This is a genomic window from Rhizobium sp. BT04 (assembly GCF_030053135.1).
GTDB lineage: Bacteria > Pseudomonadota > Alphaproteobacteria > Rhizobiales > Rhizobiaceae > Rhizobium > Rhizobium binxianense.
Genome location: NZ_CP125652.1, coordinates 3,855,849 through 3,872,911, shown reverse-complemented (window position 1 = coordinate 3,872,911; position 17,063 = coordinate 3,855,849). Strand labels below are relative to the sequence as shown.

The 17,063-nt window shown below is 62.2% G+C and carries 18 protein-coding genes; 10 read left to right on the top strand and 8 right to left on the bottom strand.

The features are described 5' to 3' along the window. Positions 1–56: 56 nt before the first annotated feature. A complete protein-coding gene (locus QMO82_RS27150) occupies positions 57–1,430 on the top strand; it encodes a glutamate--cysteine ligase (RefSeq protein ID WP_183605807.1) in 1,374 nt (457 codons plus the stop codon). Positions 1,431–1,596: 166 nt separating this feature from the next. Here the strand turns inward: QMO82_RS27150 and iolE are convergent, their stop codons facing one another. Next, on the bottom strand, positions 1,597–2,508 hold the full coding sequence (gene iolE, locus QMO82_RS27145) for a myo-inosose-2 dehydratase (RefSeq protein ID WP_183605806.1): 912 nt from the start codon (positions 2,506–2,508) through the stop codon (positions 1,597–1,599). Positions 2,509–2,583: 75 nt separating this feature from the next. Beyond that, entirely contained in the window at positions 2,584–3,579 is a 996-nt protein-coding gene (locus QMO82_RS27140; RefSeq protein ID WP_183605805.1) for a LacI family DNA-binding transcriptional regulator, read from the bottom strand. 179 nt (positions 3,580–3,758) lie between these two features. Between QMO82_RS27140 and QMO82_RS27135 the strand changes: the two genes are divergently transcribed. The 7 genes from QMO82_RS27135 (at position 3,759) to QMO82_RS27105 (ending at position 10,067) form a co-directional block, all read left to right on the top strand. Further along, positions 3,759–4,709, top strand: a complete 951-nt coding sequence (locus QMO82_RS27135) for a sugar ABC transporter substrate-binding protein (protein ID WP_183605804.1) — start codon at positions 3,759–3,761, stop codon at positions 4,707–4,709. Between the two features lie 105 nt (positions 4,710–4,814). After that, positions 4,815–5,936 (top strand): ABC transporter permease, encoded by a 1,122-nt coding sequence (locus QMO82_RS27130; RefSeq protein ID WP_097620998.1) that lies wholly within the window; start codon positions 4,815–4,817, stop codon positions 5,934–5,936. Then, a complete protein-coding gene (locus QMO82_RS27125) occupies positions 5,936–6,724 on the top strand; it encodes an ATP-binding cassette domain-containing protein (RefSeq protein WP_183605803.1) in 789 nt (262 codons plus the stop codon). Before QMO82_RS27130 ends, QMO82_RS27125 begins: the two co-directional genes overlap by 1 nt. Positions 6,725–6,801: 77 nt before the next feature. After that, positions 6,802–7,596, top strand: a complete 795-nt coding sequence (locus tag QMO82_RS27120) for a TIM barrel protein (RefSeq protein ID WP_183605802.1) — start codon at positions 6,802–6,804, stop codon at positions 7,594–7,596. Positions 7,597–7,625: 29 nt separating this feature from the next. After that, positions 7,626–8,645 (top strand): Gfo/Idh/MocA family oxidoreductase, encoded by a 1,020-nt coding sequence (locus QMO82_RS27115; RefSeq protein WP_183605801.1) that lies wholly within the window; start codon positions 7,626–7,628, stop codon positions 8,643–8,645. 56 nt (positions 8,646–8,701) lie between these two features. Further along, positions 8,702–9,031, top strand: a complete 330-nt coding sequence (locus QMO82_RS27110; RefSeq protein ID WP_183605800.1) for a MurR/RpiR family transcriptional regulator — start codon at positions 8,702–8,704, stop codon at positions 9,029–9,031. 172 nt (positions 9,032–9,203) lie between these two features. Continuing rightward, the gene (locus QMO82_RS27105; protein WP_183605799.1) at positions 9,204–10,067 is read left to right on the top strand and encodes a DUF937 domain-containing protein; all 864 of its coding nucleotides are present in this window, start codon (positions 9,204–9,206) and stop codon (positions 10,065–10,067) included. A gap of 89 nt (positions 10,068–10,156) precedes the next feature. Here QMO82_RS27105 and QMO82_RS27100 read toward each other — a convergent pair whose 3' ends face one another. Then, the gene (locus QMO82_RS27100; RefSeq protein WP_183605798.1) at positions 10,157–10,459 is read right to left on the bottom strand and encodes a DUF1127 domain-containing protein; all 303 of its coding nucleotides are present in this window, start codon (positions 10,457–10,459) and stop codon (positions 10,157–10,159) included. Between the two features lie 257 nt (positions 10,460–10,716). On the opposite strand from QMO82_RS27100, the gene QMO82_RS27095 reads away from it, so the two are divergent. Continuing rightward, complete coding sequence (locus QMO82_RS27095; protein ID WP_210305620.1) at positions 10,717–11,673, top strand: LysR substrate-binding domain-containing protein; 957 nt, start codon at positions 10,717–10,719, stop codon at positions 11,671–11,673. Between the two features lie 6 nt (positions 11,674–11,679). On the opposite strand, the gene QMO82_RS27090 is transcribed toward QMO82_RS27095, so the two are convergent. From QMO82_RS27090 to QMO82_RS27080, 3 genes are all read right to left on the bottom strand, one after another. After that, positions 11,680–12,321, bottom strand: a complete 642-nt coding sequence (locus tag QMO82_RS27090) for a TetR family transcriptional regulator (RefSeq protein ID WP_246718179.1) — start codon at positions 12,319–12,321, stop codon at positions 11,680–11,682. 191 nt (positions 12,322–12,512) lie between these two features. Then, complete coding sequence (locus QMO82_RS27085) at positions 12,513–12,929, bottom strand: MAPEG family protein (RefSeq protein WP_183605795.1); 417 nt, start codon at positions 12,927–12,929, stop codon at positions 12,513–12,515. Positions 12,930–13,039: 110 nt separating this feature from the next. Beyond that, a complete protein-coding gene (locus tag QMO82_RS27080) occupies positions 13,040–13,795 on the bottom strand; it encodes an SDR family oxidoreductase (RefSeq protein ID WP_183605794.1) in 756 nt (251 codons plus the stop codon). A gap of 92 nt (positions 13,796–13,887) precedes the next feature. Between QMO82_RS27080 and QMO82_RS27075 the strand changes: the two genes are divergently transcribed. Next, positions 13,888–14,805, top strand: a complete 918-nt coding sequence (locus tag QMO82_RS27075) for a LysR family transcriptional regulator (protein WP_183605793.1) — start codon at positions 13,888–13,890, stop codon at positions 14,803–14,805. A gap of 8 nt (positions 14,806–14,813) precedes the next feature. On the opposite strand, the gene QMO82_RS27070 is transcribed toward QMO82_RS27075, so the two are convergent. Both QMO82_RS27070 and guaB read right to left on the bottom strand, forming a co-directional pair. Next, positions 14,814–15,368 carry a hypothetical protein gene (locus QMO82_RS27070; protein ID WP_183605792.1) on the bottom strand — a complete coding sequence of 185 codons (555 nt, stop codon included), beginning with the start codon at positions 15,366–15,368 and terminating at the stop codon, positions 14,814–14,816. Between the two features lie 2 nt (positions 15,369–15,370). Then, the gene (gene guaB / locus QMO82_RS27065; protein ID WP_183605791.1) at positions 15,371–16,855 is read right to left on the bottom strand and encodes an IMP dehydrogenase; all 1,485 of its coding nucleotides are present in this window, start codon (positions 16,853–16,855) and stop codon (positions 15,371–15,373) included. Positions 16,856–17,063 lie beyond the last annotated feature (208 nt).

The following is a 17,063-nucleotide window of genomic DNA, read 5'->3' as shown; positions in this document are numbered from 1 at the left end:
ATCACCCTTCCAACTGCCCGGCCCCCTGGGCGCCTTTTCGAATACAGGTATCCCGCATGGCCCGCGACACTACCGACCAGACACCGCTCTCTTCGGTCCAGGATCTGACCGATTACATCGCCGCAGGCAACAAGCCGCGGGAGCGCTTCCGGATCGGCACCGAACACGAGAAGTTCGCCTTCTTCCGCGCCGACAACAGCCCGGTTCCCTATTTCGGCGATGCCAGCATTTCGGCCCTGCTCACCGGCCTGCAGGCGAAGAGCGGCTGGGAGCCGATCATGGATGGCGGCAATATCATCGGCCTGGCCGAGCAGAGTGGCATGGGCGCGATCTCGATCGAGCCGGGCGGCCAGTTCGAACTCTCCGGCGCACCGCTGGAAACGCTCCACGAAACCTGCAGGGAATCGAACCACCACCTGGCGACGTTGCGCGACATCGCCGAGCCGATGGGCATCCGCTTCCTCGGCATCGGCGGCAGCCCGAAATGGACCTATGCGCAAACCCCGCAGATGCCGAAATCGCGCTACGAGATCATGACCCGCTATATGCCGAAGGTCGGCACCCAAGGTCTCGACATGATGTACCGCACCTGCACGATCCAGGTGAACCTCGATTTCTCCTCGGAAGCCGACATGCGCCAGAAGATGCGCGTCTCGATGAAGCTGCAATCGCTGGCGACCGCGCTCTTCGCATCCTCGCCCTTCACCGAGGGCAAGCCGAACGGGCTGCTCTCCTGGCGCGGCGATATCTGGCGCGATGTCGACAACCAGCGCTCGGGCCTGCTCGATTTTACCTTCCGCGACGATTTCGGCTTCCGCGACTATGCCGAATGGGCGCTTGACGTGCCGATGTATTTCATCGTCCGTGACGGCCGCTATCACGACTGTACCCATGTCACCTTCCGCCAGTTCATGAACGGCGCATTGAAGGGCGAGGTCGCCGATCCCTCGCCGACGATGGGCGACTGGACGAACCATCTCTCCACGCTCTTTCCCGACGTGCGGATGAAGCGTTTCCTCGAAATGCGCGGCGCCGACGGCGGCCCGTGGCGGCGCATCTGCGCGTTGCCGGCCTTCTGGGTCGGCCTGCTCTACGACGATGCGGCCCTTCAGGCCGCCGACGAACTGACGAGCGATTGGAGCTTTGCCGAGGTCGGCGCCCTGCGCAATGCCGTTCCGGCGCAAGGGTTGAAGGCTGAGTTTCGCGGGCATGCGCTGCTCGATGTCGCGCGCGAGGTGGTCGGCATATCGAGAGCCGGCCTCAAGGCGCGCAGCAGGCTCAACCGCGAAGGCCAGGACGAGACGATCTTCCTGGCGCCGCTCGATGAAGTGCTCGCTAAGAAGGCGACACTCGCCGAGGATCTGCTGTCGCTCTATCACGGCCGCTGGCAGGGTTCCGTGGAACCGGTCTTCGAGGACTATCAGTACTGAGTCCTACTTCCGGCCGTCTCCGATATCCGCGCCCGGCTTTGCACCGTCTTCGCTAGGCGGCGCCTCGTCATGATCAGCGGGGGATTTCATTTCGGCCATGGAAGGAGAACGCCGGCGCGCAGGGATCGGTTTCCGGTGAGGATATCATGCCGCCGAAGAAATCGGCTCAGCTCCGGAAATTTGCCTGCACATGCTTAAATGCCCGCTCGACGGCGGGGCGTGGTTCAGCGACGGCGGGGTCCTGCTCGGCTTCGACGACCAGCCATCCGCGATAGCCGCTGTCCCTGACGAAACGGGCAAGCCGCTTGAAATCGATGATGCCGTCGCCGGGGACGGTGAACATGCCCCGGCGCACGCCGGCATTGAAGCTCATGTCACCCGCACGCACCTCGTCGATAACAGGACCTCGAATGTCTTTCAGATGAATGTGCACGACGCGATCGCCGAACCGATCGATCAGCCTAGCATAGTCGAAGCCGCCGGCGACGGCATGGCCGGTATCGAGAAGCAGTCCCGCCGCCGAGCCTGTCTTGTCAAAGATTGCCGATATCTCGTCGAACGTTTCGGCGACCATCATCAGGTGATGGTGGTAGGCAAGCGTCAGACCATATTCCGTCGCCAGGCGTCCGGCGAAATCGGTCAGGCGCCCGGCATATCCCGCTACTTCGGCCGCCGGCATGCGCAACCGCTGCGACATCGGTGCATCCAGCGGCGATCCAGGCGTCATCATCGCGACTTCGCCATAGACCATCACCTTGCAATCCATCGCTCGCAGCAGCGCGGCGTGCCCGGCAACGGCCTTCATCTCGTCGTCGACACTGCGCTCGGCCAACTCGCCGGAATGCCATCCGGATGCGAGAGCAAGCCGATGGCTGTCCAGCAGCGAGCGGAGCGCTCCTGCCTCGCGCGGGAATTTCCGCCCGAGCTCGATCCCCTCATAGCCGCTCTCGGCAGCGTCCCGGAGGCAGGTTTCCAGCGATATGTCGGCGCCGAGGTCTTCCAGAACGTCGTTGGCCCATGACAGCGGACTGACCGCCAGACGCACGCCAACGGGCAAGGCAGTGATATGTCCAGTCATGGATATTTCCTCCGAGATATGTCTTGAGAGTGCCGCCTGGTGGCCGCGAAAAGGAGCGCCCCATGTGGAAATGGCCTATGTGGATGTGCGCACGACCAGCTTGCCGGGAAGGGTTACGGTTTCCGGCTCCAGCCGGCCCTTGATCATGCCGATGACCGCCTGCACCATCTCGATCCTCGGCTGCTCATAGGTCGTCAGGCCGTAGCAGGAGGCGCCGCCGAGTTCGTAATTGTCGAAGCCGACGACGGCGATGTCATCAGGTATCCGCAGTCCGAAATTGCCGCGGATCTCGTCCATCGCTCCGAGGGCGAGGATATCATTTTCGCACATGAGGACGTCGACCCCTGCGGCCGGGTCGATGTCGTTCAGATAGTGACGGACGGATCCTGCCCCAGCTTCGGCACTGTATCTGTCGGCGGACAGAATGGTGATCTCGTCCACCCCCTTCCCCTTCCAGAAATCGATGAAATGCTGCCGGCGCCGCAGCGCCGTCGATAGCGCCGGCGCACCGGTCATGAAACCGGGACGCCGGTATCCCCTTTCATAGAGGTGGTCGACAATGTCGCGCAGCGCCAGTTCGGCGTCGCAGACGACGGCCGGCACCCCGTCGATCTGGCTGTCACGCGCCAGGACGAACATCGGCGGCATGCCCCTGCCCAATTGCCGGTCGCTCAGCGTTTCATTGCGAAAGGCGGTGCCGAAGAGGATGACGGCGTCGACCTGACGCTGATCGGCGTTCAGCAGCGCATGGACGTGATCGAAGTGATTGTTGATATTGATCAGCACCGCGACCAGGCCTTCCGCCTGCAAACGTTCGGTCAGGGTTTCCAGGAACGGCAGCTTCTGGGGATTGGCGAAGTCGTCGACGAAGACCGCGACCTGATGCGTCAGATTGGTCGCGAGACTACGGGCGAGCAGATTGGGCGTGTAGTTAAGCACGGCCGCCGCCTCGAGAACCCTACGCTTGCTTTCCTCGGTGATCGAGGCGCCCGGCGTAAATGCCCGGATGACCGTCCACTTCGAGACGCCTGCCGCATCCGCGACCTCTTTGGCCGTTGCTCTTTTTCGCAATGATGCCTCCCCAAAAATGAAACAAACATTCCATTTTATGATTCAGATGAAATGAATGCTTGATTTTAGCGCATCCGTGAATAAGATGCACCCGTTTGCACCCGGTAGCAAGTACGTTTGCACCCGGTAGCAATCGTTTTTTGCCATCCTGAGGAGTGGATGGTCTAGAGGAGGAAGACATGACATCTATTTTGAAGAAGCTCGCATTCGGCGCCCTCGCCCTTGGCGTTGCGACCACGGCGGCTGTCGGAGCCAAGGCCCAGGAGCCGACGATCATCGCCGTCACCCACGGCCAGGCGTCCGATCCGTTCTGGTCGATCGTCAAGAACGGCATGATGCAGGCGGCCAAGGACAGCAACGTCAAAGTCGACTATCGCGCCCCGGAGACTTTCGACATGGTGGCGATGGCGCAGTTGATCGAAGCCGCCGTCAACCAGAGCCCTGCCGGCATCGTCATCTCGAACCCCGATCCCGATGCGCTCGGTTCGGCGATCGAAAAGGCCGTTGCCGCCGGCATCCCGGTCATCTCGATGAACTCCGGCATTTCCGCGGCCGAAAAACTCGGCATCAAGCTGCATGTCGGCCAGGACGAACTGCCGGCCGGCGTCAAGGTCGGCGCCAAGCTCAAATCGCTCGGCCTGAAGCACGTCCTCTGCGTCAACCAGGAAGTTGGCAACGCGGCGCTCGATCAGCGTTGCGCCGGCACCGAGAAGGGCTTTGAGGGCGGCACGGTCACCGTTTTGCCGACCACGGCCGATCCGGCCGAAATTGAAGCGAAGATCCAGGCGGCTCTGACCTCCGATCCGTCCATCGATGTCGTTCTCGGCCTGTCGGCTCCGCTCGTCGGCGAGCGTGCGGTCGCCGTCGTCGAGAAGATGGGCAATGGCGACAAGGTCAAGGTCGCATCCTACGATCTTTCGGCCGGCTTCCTGCAGGCTGTCGCCGACGGCAAGGCATTGTTCGCGGTGGACCAGCAGCCATACCTCCAGGGCTACCTCCCCGTGACTTTCCTCGCGCTCAACGCTCGATATGGCACGATCCCGGCAGGCAACGTCCCCTCCGGCCCGAGCTTCGTCGAGAAGGATGCGGCCGCATCGGTCATCGAGAAATCCTCCCAGGGCATCCGCTGAGGCGGAGCCGCGGCAGCTTCCGCCTGGGCGGAGGCTGCCTCCAACGCCGCGCCTCCACGCGTGAAGGCGCACGCACGGCAACGACCAATCCTTGAGGAATGAACCATGACGCTCGCCAATGAACAGAATGGGGCTGCCACCCGATCCGATGAGCGGCTGAAAAAGGTTTCGGGTTTGACCGCGCTGCTGCGGCGGCCGGAACTCGGCGCCGTCGCCGGTCTGGTGCTCGTCACCATCTTCTTTTTCTTCACCGCCAATCCCGCCATGTTCACGCTGGCCGGCGTGATCAATTTCATGGCGCCGGCCGCGCAGCTCGGCATTCTGGCGATCGGCGCGGCATTGTTGATGATCGGCGGCGAATTCGATCTGTCGATCGGCTCGATGGTGGCTTTTGCCGGATTGGTCTTCGGCACCGCCCTCGTCGTTCTGCACCTGCCGCTCAGCGTGGCGATCCTCGTTGCGCTGGCCTTCGCCGCCGTGATCGGCGTGACCAACGCCCAGATCACCATGCGTACCGGCCTTCCCTCCTTCATCGTCACGCTTGCCTTCCTGTTCATCCTGCGCGGCCTGACGCTCGTCGGCCTGAAATGGGCAAGCGGCGGCGCCACGCAGCTGCGTGGCATGAAGGAAGCCGCAGCCGGCAGCCCGCTCGCGCCATTCTTCTCGGGCGACGCCTTTATCGGCCTGTTCTCATGGCTCGCCGGGCACGGGATCATCGAGACCTTCCCGAACGGCACGCCGAAAGTGCCGGGAATTCCGGTCGAGATCCTGTGGTTCTTCGGCATCGCCGTTCTCGCCACCTGGGTCCTGCTCAGAACCCGCTTCGGAAACTGGATCTTCGCAGCCGGCGGCGATCCGCGCGCTGCCAGAAAATCGGGCGTCCCGGTTGCCCGCGTCAAGACCACGCTTTTCGTGATCACTGCCCTCTGCGCCACGCTGGTCGCCATCCTGACCGTGCTTGACGCAGGCTCGACGGATGCGCGCCGCGGTTTCCAGAAGGAATTCGAAGCCATCATCGCCGCCGTCATCGGCGGATGCCTGCTGACAGGCGGCTACGGCTCGGCCATCGGCGCATTCTTCGGTTCGATCGTCTTCGGCATGGTGCTGATCGGCCTGACCTACACCTCGATCGACCAGGATTGGTACCTCGTCTTCCTCGGCGGCATGCTGCTGATCGCGGTGATCTTCAACAATGTCATTCGCAAACGCGTCACGGGAGAACGCTGATGAGCATGTCTCAGACGCCCCTCGTCGAGGTGAAGAACCTCGTCAAACACTTCGGCTCCATCATTGCGCTGAACGGCGTGTCGCTCACCGTCAATGCCAACGAAGTGCTCTGCCTTCTCGGCGATAACGGCGCCGGCAAGTCGACGCTGATCAATACGCTCGCCGGCGTCTTCCAGCCGACATCGGGAGAATTCCTGGTCGAAGGGCAGCCGCGCGCCTTTGCCGGTCCGCGCGACGCGCTCGATGCCGGTATCGCCACCGTGTATCAGGATCTCGCGATGATCCCGCTGATGTCGGTGACCCGGAACTTTTTCATGGGACGCGAACCGCTCAAAGGCTTCGGCCCCCTCAAGCGCATGGACATGGAACACGCAAACAACGTGACGCGCGACGAGATGCACAGGATCGGCATCGATGTGCGCGATCCCGAGCAGGCCGTCGGCACGCTTTCCGGCGGAGAGCGCCAATGCGTGGCGATCGCGCGCGCGGTCTATTTCGGCGCCAAGGTGTTGATCCTCGACGAACCGACATCGGCGCTCGGCGTGGCGCAAACATCGATGGTACTGAAATACATCAACCAGGTCCGCGGCAAGGGCCTCGGCGTGATCTTCATCACCCACAATGTTCGCCACGCCTATGCTGTCGGCAACCGCTTCACCGCGCTCAACCGCGGCCGCACGCTCGGCACCTATTCGAAGAGCGAGATCGGCATCGAGGACCTTCAAAACCTGATGGCCGGCGGCAAGGAGCTGCAGACCCTGTCGGAAGAACTCGGCGGAACGATCTGACCGACCTTCACCCCGAACTACGATGCGGCGATCGCGCTGCTCTTACCACCTCAGACCCTTGATATGGAAACCCTGCCATGAGTGCTGCCAACACTTCCCCCTTCCCGCTTGCCGCCTGCGCCGAAATGCTCTGGCGCGACAAGCCGATCGAATGGCGCGCCGCGCGCCTGAAGGAAATGGGCTTCGGCGTCGGTCTCTGGAACTGGCCGGAGTACGACCTCGCCAAACTGGAGACAACAGGCGCGACCTTCACGATCATGAACGGCTATCTCACCGGCCGCCTGACCGACGACGAGGGCGCCGCCGAACTTTTAAGGACGGCGCGCCAAACCGCTGAGATCGGCAAGCGGCTCGGTGTGCAGCGACTGAACCTGCACGGCACCGGCCTCGGAGATGGGGGCCTACCCGTCCAGCCGGTCGAAGTGGTCACCGGCGCGATGTGGCTGAAAGCGCGCGACACGCTCCTCCGGATTGTCGACATGGCCGAAGAGGAAAACGTCACCTTCACGCTCGAAAACCTCAATCTGCCGGTCGATCATCCGGGCGTGCCCTTCGGACGCGCGCAAGACACGCTGGCGCTGGTCTCGAGCGTCGATCACCCCCGGCTTCGCCTCAATCTCGACCTCTACCATGCCCAGATCGGCGAAGGGAACCTGATCGAGCTTTGCCGCAAATGCCTGCCCTGGATCGGCGAAATCCAGGTGGCCGACGTGCCGGGCCGCTGCGAGCCGGGGACCGGCGAAATCAACTGGCGCGGCATCGCCCGCGCGCTGAACGCCATGGGCTATTCCGGCCCGGTCGGCATGGAAGCCTGGTCGGCCGGCGATCCCGAAGCCGCGCTTGAAGCCTTCCGCACCGCCTTCACCCTCTGATCCATCTCGATACGCACAGGATTGCTGCCATGCCAGCCAACAAACCCGTCAATCTCGGCCTGATCGGCGCCGGCCGCATCGGTTCCTTTCATGGGGAGACCGTGTCCCGCCGCCTCGTCAACGCCAATCTCGTCGCCATCGCCGATCCCGCACCGGGCGCTGCCGCCAGGCTCGGCGAGACGCTCGACGTCGAGACCGCTTATACCGGCGTCGCGGAGCTTCTTTCCCATCCCGGGCTCGATGCCGTGATCATCGCCACACCTGCCCGCTTCCACACCAAAATTCTCGTCCAGGCCGCCGAAGCCGGCAAGGCGATCTTCTGCGAAAAGCCGATGGCGCTGACGCTGGAGGATGCCGATCGCGCCATTGCAGCGGCACGCGCGGCCAACGTTCCCCTTCAGGTCGGCTTCAACCGGCGTTGGGATCAGGCCTTTGCCGAAGGCCGTGCCGCGATCGACGAGGGAAAGATCGGCGCGCCGCAGCTGATCCGCTCGCTGACGCGCGATCCCGGCCCGTTCGGCGCCGATCCCGATCGCATTCCGCTCTGGACGATTTTCTACGAAACCCTCATTCACGACTTCGACACGCTGCTTTGGCTCAATCCCGGAGCAAAGCCCGTCGAGGTCCATGCAATGGCCGACGCCCTCATCCGGCCGGACGCCCGGGAGAAAGGCTTCCTCGATACGGCTGTAGTGACCATCCGGTTCGACAATGGCTCGATCGCGGTCGCCGAGGCAAACTTCTCCGCCCTCTACGGCTACGACATTCGCGGCGAAGTCTTCGGCTCCGGCGGGATGGTCACAATGGGCGACGTGCGCCGCTCCAGCATGACGCTCTTCGACGGCAATGGCGTCTCGAACGACACATGGCGCCGCGACACCGAGCACTTCGTTCACGGCTACACGGCCCAGCTCGCCTCTTTCGTCCGCTCCGTTCGTAACCGTGAACTAACCAAAGGGCCGACGGGTACGGATGCTCGCAATGCCCTCGCAATCGCGCTTGCCTGCATCGCATCGGTTTCGAAAAAGCAGGCAATCCCGCTGAACTGAAGGCCAACCGCGGTGGGCCCGGAGCCGGCGCACCGCATCTCGAAGGAACCACGGTTATGAATTCTGAGGAAAATCGCAAGCGGCCGAACGGTCTGACCGAACTCAAGGCCATGATCGTCAAGACAGGCCTGACGCTGCCCGAGCAGCAGGAACGCGCTGCCCGCATTGCGCTCACAAATCCGGAACTGATCGCGTTCGGGACCGTCGCTTCTGTCGCGCTCAAGTGCTCCGTCTCCCCCTCCACCGTCGTTCGCGTTGCCACCGCTCTCGGATTTGCGAGCTTTCGCGACTTCAAGACATTTTTCCGGCAGCATCTGAAAACATCCCGCCTTGCCGAGCAGAGCATAAACACTGCCCGACACGCGCCTCCCATCCCGAACCGATGATGTCCTGAAGCGAGAGGGCCGCGGCGGTGTTCCACTGATCTGCCGCTGAGGCTCGACCGCATGCTCCAGCAAAAAATTCCTCCCTAAGTTCTTATGGCAAAAAGCCGTTTGCACATTACCATTTCCGGATATAGTGACGTGACACGCGTCACGACTCGGGGAAAGGACCTCCATGCTGCCACTCTTCGACATGATGATGCAGGCGCAGAACGGCGCGGCGATGGAAGCGATCGCCCGACAGTTCAACCTGGCGCAGGAACAGGCGACCAAGGCGATGGCGGCGCTGATGCCGGCCTTCTCCGCCGGCCTGAAGCGCAGCACCAGCAATCCTTATGATTTCGTCGGGCTGATGCAGGCCGTCGCCTCCGGCAATTATGCGCGCTATTTCGAGGATATGAGCCGGGCTTTCACGCCCGAAGGCATTTCCGACGGCAATAACATCCTTGCCCAGCTTTTCGGTTCGAAGGAGGTTTCACGCGCGGTGGCCGCCCAGGCGGCGCAGATGACCGGGATCGGCCAGGATATTTACCAGCGGATGCTGCCGGTGCTGGCCGATACGCTGATGGGCGGGCTCTTCAAGCAGACGACCGGCCAGATGGCCTCGCCGGTCAACCCCTTCGTCAACACGCCGATGGGCGACACCATCCAGAAATGGCTGGAGAGCACCGGCTTCGCGCCGAAGCCGAAGACGACCCCGGAGCCCAACATCTTCGACAATCCCTTCACGCAGGCGATGCAGCAGATGTTTTCGGTCCCGAAGGCTCAACCGATGTCTCAGCCGAATCCCTTCCTCGACAATCCCTTCGCCAAGGCCTTCCAGGAGATGATGAGTGGCCTGGGCCAGCAGCCGGCCCAGCCGGCAACCAAGACGCCCGAGGCGCCGAAGGAAGAGGCGAAGGTCACAGCCGACAGCTATGGCGAGATCCTGAACGCCATGTTCGACAGCGGACTGGAAGTGCAGAAGACCTACCAGAGGAATCTGGAAGCGATCTTCGAGACCTATCGGCCGAAGCCCTCCCCCGGCGGCAAGGCATAAAAAAACCCGGAGATGGCTTTGGGACAAGCCGATCACCGGGTCAAGCGGCAGGGCTATTGGCTATCACCCTGCGGGGAAACTCGACGCTCCTACTCTTCGCAGGAGCGCAAAAAAGACGACAGGCGCCAGCGATTGCGCGCCGAGCGCGTCAGATGTTCCGACGGGTCCTCGAAGAAGGTCGACGCCAGGAACGCGGAGGTCAGATCAGCCCTGGTGAGGCCGATATCCCTCAGCTGAGTGTCGTTCAGATCGTGCAGCGCGTTGATCTCCATGCGATTGCGGAAGACGCGAAAGAGAGAGGCCAACGGTGCGAGACCTGCCGCCAGACGCTGGGAAAACGTCGGGGTCGGCTTGCCGCAGTCGAGTTCTAGTGTCCGGTCTGTCATGCGCATTGAACTCTCCTTTCTGTACAGTGCCCTGGGTCTTTTCAGACGCACAAAGAGCGCTGTAACGTTTCAGATCTGCGCGCAACACAACCCACCCCTCCCGCGAGGTCATGCGGGAGGGAGCAAGCTGAATTCCGCTTGGACAGGCAGGGTGTCTGTCCTTCACTTTGCTTTGATTTGCATCCCGAAGATGCCAAACACCTATTGATCAGTCCAACGAATGTTTCTAATGATTATCATCAGCTATCTTTATGGGTGACACCATGTCCGCGCCTCTTGATCTCGACCAGTTGCAGACCTTCATCGCCATCGTCGATTCCGGCAGCTTCACCAAGGCCGCCGACAGGGTCTACAAGACCCAATCGGCCGTCTCCATGCAGATGCGCCGGCTCGAAGAGCGCATCGGCAAGCAGCTGTTCATCAAGGACGGACGCGGCAACCGGCTGACGGTCGAGGGTGAAAAACTGCTCAACTATGCCCGGCGCATCATCCGCCTCAACAACGAGGCGATCGCGGCCTTCGACGACAACAGGCTGGAGGGGACGCTGCGCATCGGCACGCCGGACGATTATGCCGACCGCTACATGCCCGAAATCATCGGCCGCTTCGCCAAGACGCATCCGAATGTCGAACTCTACATCGTCTGCGAGCCCTCGGTGGATCTCGCCGAGCGCATGCACAAGGGCGAGCTCGACATTGCGCTCGTCACCCACAATCCGCGTGAGCGCATGTCCGACGTGGTGAGAACCGAGCCGCTCTGCTGGGTGGGCTCGGCCAATCATCCGCTCCGCGACGACGCACCGGTGCCGCTTGCCGTCGGCCGGCGCGATTGCCAGTGGCGCCAGCTTGCCTGTTCGGCGCTCGATGCTGTGGGACGCGAACATCAGATCCTGTTCACCAGTTGGTCCTGCACCGTCGTTGCCGCCGCCGTGCTCGCCGGCATGGCGGTTTCGGTCATGCCGGAATCGGCACTGCGAACCGGCATGAAGGTGCTGAGCCAGGCGGACGGCTTTCCGGCGCTGCCGCCGGTGCAGATCGGCATCATGAAGCGGCCGGGCGTTTCGCTGTCGCTGATGAACGCCATCACGGCGCATATTACGGCATGCCTCGACAACATCACCCCTGCCGTTGTCGACGACACCCTGGAGGCGGATGTCAAATCCGCCCAGGCACGCCTTTATCCCAGGCTGAAGACCGCCAATATGGTGCCGAGCTGGTAAGGAGTCTCAGGCCGCGTTCCGCACGGTAGCAGCGAACAGGGAGGCGCGGATGACGCGTTTCCACTCGTCGAGCATGCGCCGCGCCAGCGCCTCGTCGCTCACGGCGGCAAGCCGGATGACCGCGCCGATCAGGTGGCTGAACAGGTAAGTGCGCGCGTACATCTGCTCGTCGCAAAGGTCGGGATCCAGCGGACGAACGGCCTCCTGAAAGATGCCGGCGACGCGGCCGCTATGCTCGATATTCAGCTGCAGCAGATCCTGATCGGTCTCCGTTCCCATCCAGACGCCGAGATAGACGGGATCGTCGTGGTAGGAATCGTAATACCAGTCGATAATGGCGCAGACGCGGTCGAGCGCCTGATCGAGCGACCTGATATCGGCAAACATCGCCGCCGTCTTCGCCTGGATCGCCGAGGCGTGCTGGTCGAACAGAGCTTTGACGATCGCCGCCTTTTCCGGGAAATACTGGTAAACCGAGCCGATCGGCACTTTGGCTGCGACGGCAAGCTCGGTCATCCGCATGGCGCTGACACCCTTTTCGGCGATGATCCTGGCGGCGGCAGCGAGAATAAGATCCAGTCTCTGGATGCTGCGCTCCTGCTTCGGCTTCCTGCGCAAGCCGATCCGATCCATGCTTTCCGCGCCCATGTCGTTCCCATTTTTATTGTTCGCGGCGGAAGGCATGACATGCAAGTGTTCATCGGCCGTAAATGGAATTGCTCGTATTTTAACGGTTGGGAAAAGCGCGCGACGATCACGATTCCAGGATGTGATTTTAACCCTCACAACCGGTACCAAAACCGTCTCAACCGCATGACCGGTCGGTGGCGGGTGAGGTCTCAGCTCGTCGCCATCCATAGGGCGAGCCAACCCCACATGGCGGCGAGTATGATGTAACCCGCGGCGAAAATCGGGCTGCGATAGCGCAGGTTGTTGCTGGTGACGTGAACGGCGGCATGGGCGTAGCGCAAGGCCACGAAGGCCCAGGCGAGGACGACGGCGATGAGATTGTCGGCCTCGGTGATGTAGAGAAGAATTGAGCAGGCATAGAAAAGCACCGGCAGTTCGAACTGGTTGGCAAGGCAGTTCTTGACGACAAGGCTTTCGGCCGGCTCGCCCCGATTTTCGCGATAATCCGACTTGGCGATGCTGCCGGCGCGAACCATTTTCGCGCGCCGCATGCCAAGCAGCGCATAAAGACCATAGACCAGGGCCACATGGGCAAGGAGTGGCCAGAAGATTTGATAGCCGGTCATATGGTCGTGTGCCTTTCCGCCTTTGCAGTCGTCGCGAGCATTAGTCGAAAGACGATCGGGATACCAGTGTCGGCGGCCCGCCATCAAGCATTGACGGACCGCCGGATTCATCACACCTGCGCGGCGCCGCCGTCGGCGAAGAGTTCGATACCGGTGACGAAGCTCGAATCGTCGGAAGCGAGAAAGAGTGCGGCGGCGGCGATCTCTTCGGCGCGGCCGAGGCGCCCCATTGGCACCTGCGTTGCGAGATGATCGAGCAGGCCCTGCTGTTGCACCTGATCCTTGCCGGCGAGTTCGACGAGACCGGTTGTCTTTGTAGGACCGGGGCTCAGCGTATTGATACGAATGCCGCGATCCTTGAGATCGAGGATCCAGTTGCGAGCGAAGCTTCGTAACGCGGCCTTCGAGGCGGCGTAGACGCTAAAGGCCGGAGTGCCGGTCGAGCCCGTCGTCGATCCCGTCAGGATAACCGATGAGCCCGGACCAAGCAGCGGCAGCGCCTTCTGCACGGTGAAAAGAACGCCTTTCACATTTCTGTCGAACGTGTCGGCATACTGCTCTTCGGTAATTTCGCCGAGCGGCAGCATCGAACCACCGCCGGCATTGACGAACAGCACATCTATCCGGCCGGCTTCGGCTTTCACGCGTTCATAGAGCCGGTCAAGATCGGCAAGCTCTGCCGAGTCCGCCTGAAGGCCAACAACCTTACCCCCTATTTCCGCAACGGCCGCGTCGAGCACGTCCTTGCGCCGGCCGGTGACGAAAAGCTGGGCGCCTTCGGCGGCGAAACGCTTGGCAGTGGCAAGGCCGATGCCCGATGATGCGCCGGTAATCACTGCGATCTTTCCACTCAATCTCTGTGTCATTGTCGTCTCCTGTTGTTCGACCAAGGCCGAGATATGGACGCAGGGATCGTTTCGAAATAGAAAGAAATGAAATCTATCATTACAGGAATGAAATGACGAAGTTTCCCGATTTCGAAGGCCTCGCAATGTTCGCCAAGGTGGCCGAAGAGCGTTCTTTCGCCCGCGCCGCCAGGACGCTCGGTGTATCGGTGCCTACAGTTTCGCGGGCTGTCAGCAGGCTGGAGGAGAGACTTGGCGCACGGCTCTTCAACCGCACCTCCCGGCAACTGGCGCTGACGGATTTCGGCTTGCGATTGGTTGACAGCGCCTCGCGGCTCTATGCGGAGGCAGAGGCTGCGGAAAATGCCGCGCGCGAGCTGTCCAGCCGACCGCGGGGGCTTATCCGGCTTGCCGTGCCGATGGCCTTCGGCACACGCTGGCTGGCGCCGATCCTGCCCGATTTTTTCGACCTCTATCCCGATATTTCTATCGACCTGCACATGAGCGACGCCGTCGTCGACTTGGTGGGAGACGGTTTCGATGCTGCCCTGAGAATTGCCGTTCTGCCGGATTCCTCATTGGTCGCCCGGAGGCTCGCAGCTGTCGCTCCTTTCATTCTCGCTGCACCTGCGTACCTCGATAGATACGGCACGCCGCGACATCCGCGCGAGCTTAAGGCCGACCATTGCCTAGGTTACGTCTATCGGCCGCGCCAGGACGTCTGGCGCTTTCGCAATAAGGCAGGCGAAGAGGAAGTTGTCGTGCCGGCCGGTCCGTTGCGCGCCACCAATTCGGAAGCCTTGATTCCGATGGCGTTGCACGGCCTTGGGATTGTAGAGCTGCCGGAATTCATGGCGCATGAATATCTCGCCGATGGCAGGTTGAAAGCGATCCTCGCCGACTGGACGCTGCCGAGCGGAGCACTTTATTTCGTCACGCCCTCTGCCCGGGCTCGGCCTGCGAAGGTGGAGGTGCTCTCGGATTTCATGGTGGCGCGGCTTTCAAATCCGACGTGGCGATGGACAGGCTGATAGCACCCTTAGTCTTGGCGCGGTGAGAGCCAGCGGGCAATGGCGAGCCGAGCGATGAGGATGAAGCAGATGGCAAGGCTTGCGAATTTCAACCGTGTCATCCACGGCAGCAGCTGTGTTGCGAGGCCTGAGGGCGCACCATCGCCGAAGGCGATCAGGCTCGAGATGTTCTCGCCGTAGTCGGCGATGCCGTAGATGAATGGCAGCAGGTAGACTGCCTTGCCAATGACCGGATGCACCGATCGGCCAAACCACGCGCCGCCAGGACCGAGCTTGAGGAAGGCGAGGAACAGCAGCGCCGTCAGCAATGCCGGAAAGATCAGCTCCGGCCCGAAATACATGGCGCGCAGCAATCTGGTCGCCGTCTCGTTCTCATCGAGCAGCTTCTGCATGTGGAAGACCGCAGACTCGTCGTAACCGGCGAAATAGGTGTCGAGCACCGCCTGACCGGTTTCGTGCTTGAACGGAACGACGAAGCCGAAGGTCGTCCAGGCGAGCACGGCAAGGCAGAGGGCTGCGAGCAGCGCGACGATCCAGAGAGGAATCCCGCTGCCCGCTTTCATTGTCAGAGACCGGCGCCCGGATAGTTCGGGCTCTCGCGGGTGATCGTCACGTCATGGGCGTGGCTTTCGCGAAGACCGGCGCCGGAGATGCGCACGAAGGTGGCGCGCTCCTGAAAATCCTTCAGGTCCTTGCCGCCGACATAGCCCATGGCCGCCTTGAGGCCGCCGGCGAGCTGGTGGATGACGCCCGAGACCGGCCCCTTGTACGGCACCTGGCCTTCGATGCCCTCAGGCACGAGCTTCAGCGTGTCGCGCACCTCGGCCTGGAAGTAACGGTCGGCCGAGCCGCGGGCCATGGCGCCGACGGAGCCCATGCCGCGATAGGCCTTGAAGGAGCGGCCCTGGTAGAGATAGACCTCGCCCGGGCTCTCATCGGTACCGGCAAGCAGCGAGCCGATCATGACGGCGGAGGCGCCGGCAGCGATTGCCTTGGCAAGATCGCCGGAGAACTTGATGCCGCCATCGGCGATGACAGGCACGTCCTGATCATTCGCGGCCTGCACCGCCGACATGATGGCGGCGAGCTGCGGAACGCCGACGCCGGCGACGATGCGCGTCGTGCAGATCGAGCCCGGACCGATACCGACCTTGACGGCGTCAGCACCGGCATCGATCAGCGCTCTGGTGCCGTCATAGGTGGCAACGTTGCCGGCCATGATGCGCACCGAGTTGGAAAGCTTCTTGACGCGGGTGACGGCGTCGAGGACGCGCTGCGAGTGGCCATGGGCGGTATCGACGACCAGAAGATCGACACCGGCCTCGATCAGCCGCTCGGCGCGCTCGAAGCCGTCATCACCGACGCTGATGGCGGCAGCAGCGCGAAGCCTGCCCTGCGCATCCTTGGAAGCGTTCGGGTTCAGCTGCGACTTCTCGATATCCTTGACGGTGATGAGGCCGACGCAACGGCCTTCGGTATCGACCACCAGCAGCTTCTCGATGCGATGCGAATGCAGCAGGCGCTTGGCCTCCTGCTGATCGACGTTTTCCTTGACGGTGACCAGATTGTCCTTGGTCATCAGCTCATGAATCTTCTGTTCCTGATCGGAAGCGAAGCGGACGTCGCGGTTGGTCAGGATCCCAACGAGGCGGCCGGACTTCTCCACGACAGGGATGCCGGAAATGCTGTGGGACTTCATGAGCCCGAGCGCATCGGCAAGCGTCGCATCGGGACCGATCGTCACCGGATTGACGACCATGCCGCTTTCAAACTTCTTCACTTGCCGGACCTGCTCGGCCTGCTCGATCGGCGTCAGGTTGCGATGAATGACGCCGAGGCCGCCTGCCTGGGCCATGGCGATCGCCAGGCGGCTCTCGGTGACGGTATCCATGGCGGATGAAATGATCGGGATGTTGAGTTCGAAATCCCGAGCGATACGGGTGGAGATATTCGTCTGGCCGGGCATGACCTCGGAATGGCCGGGCTGCAGCAGCACGTCGTCGAAGGTAAGCGCGTCCGCGCCGGTTGCCGTTTCAATGATGCGTGCCATGGCCAAATTCCTTCATTTAATAAAAATGCGATCCCGCCCGGAAACGAATCGTCCGCCCCGGCGGTGTGCATGGGTTGCTTGGAAGTTGGCGAGGGCTGGTAACACGTCTATGACAGGAAGGAAATAGCAAAAAGCCCGGCGTGCCCGCCGGGCTCGTCATGGGTGCCATGCGCGTGAAGCAAGTCCCTGATTTCTCCACGTCGTGGAG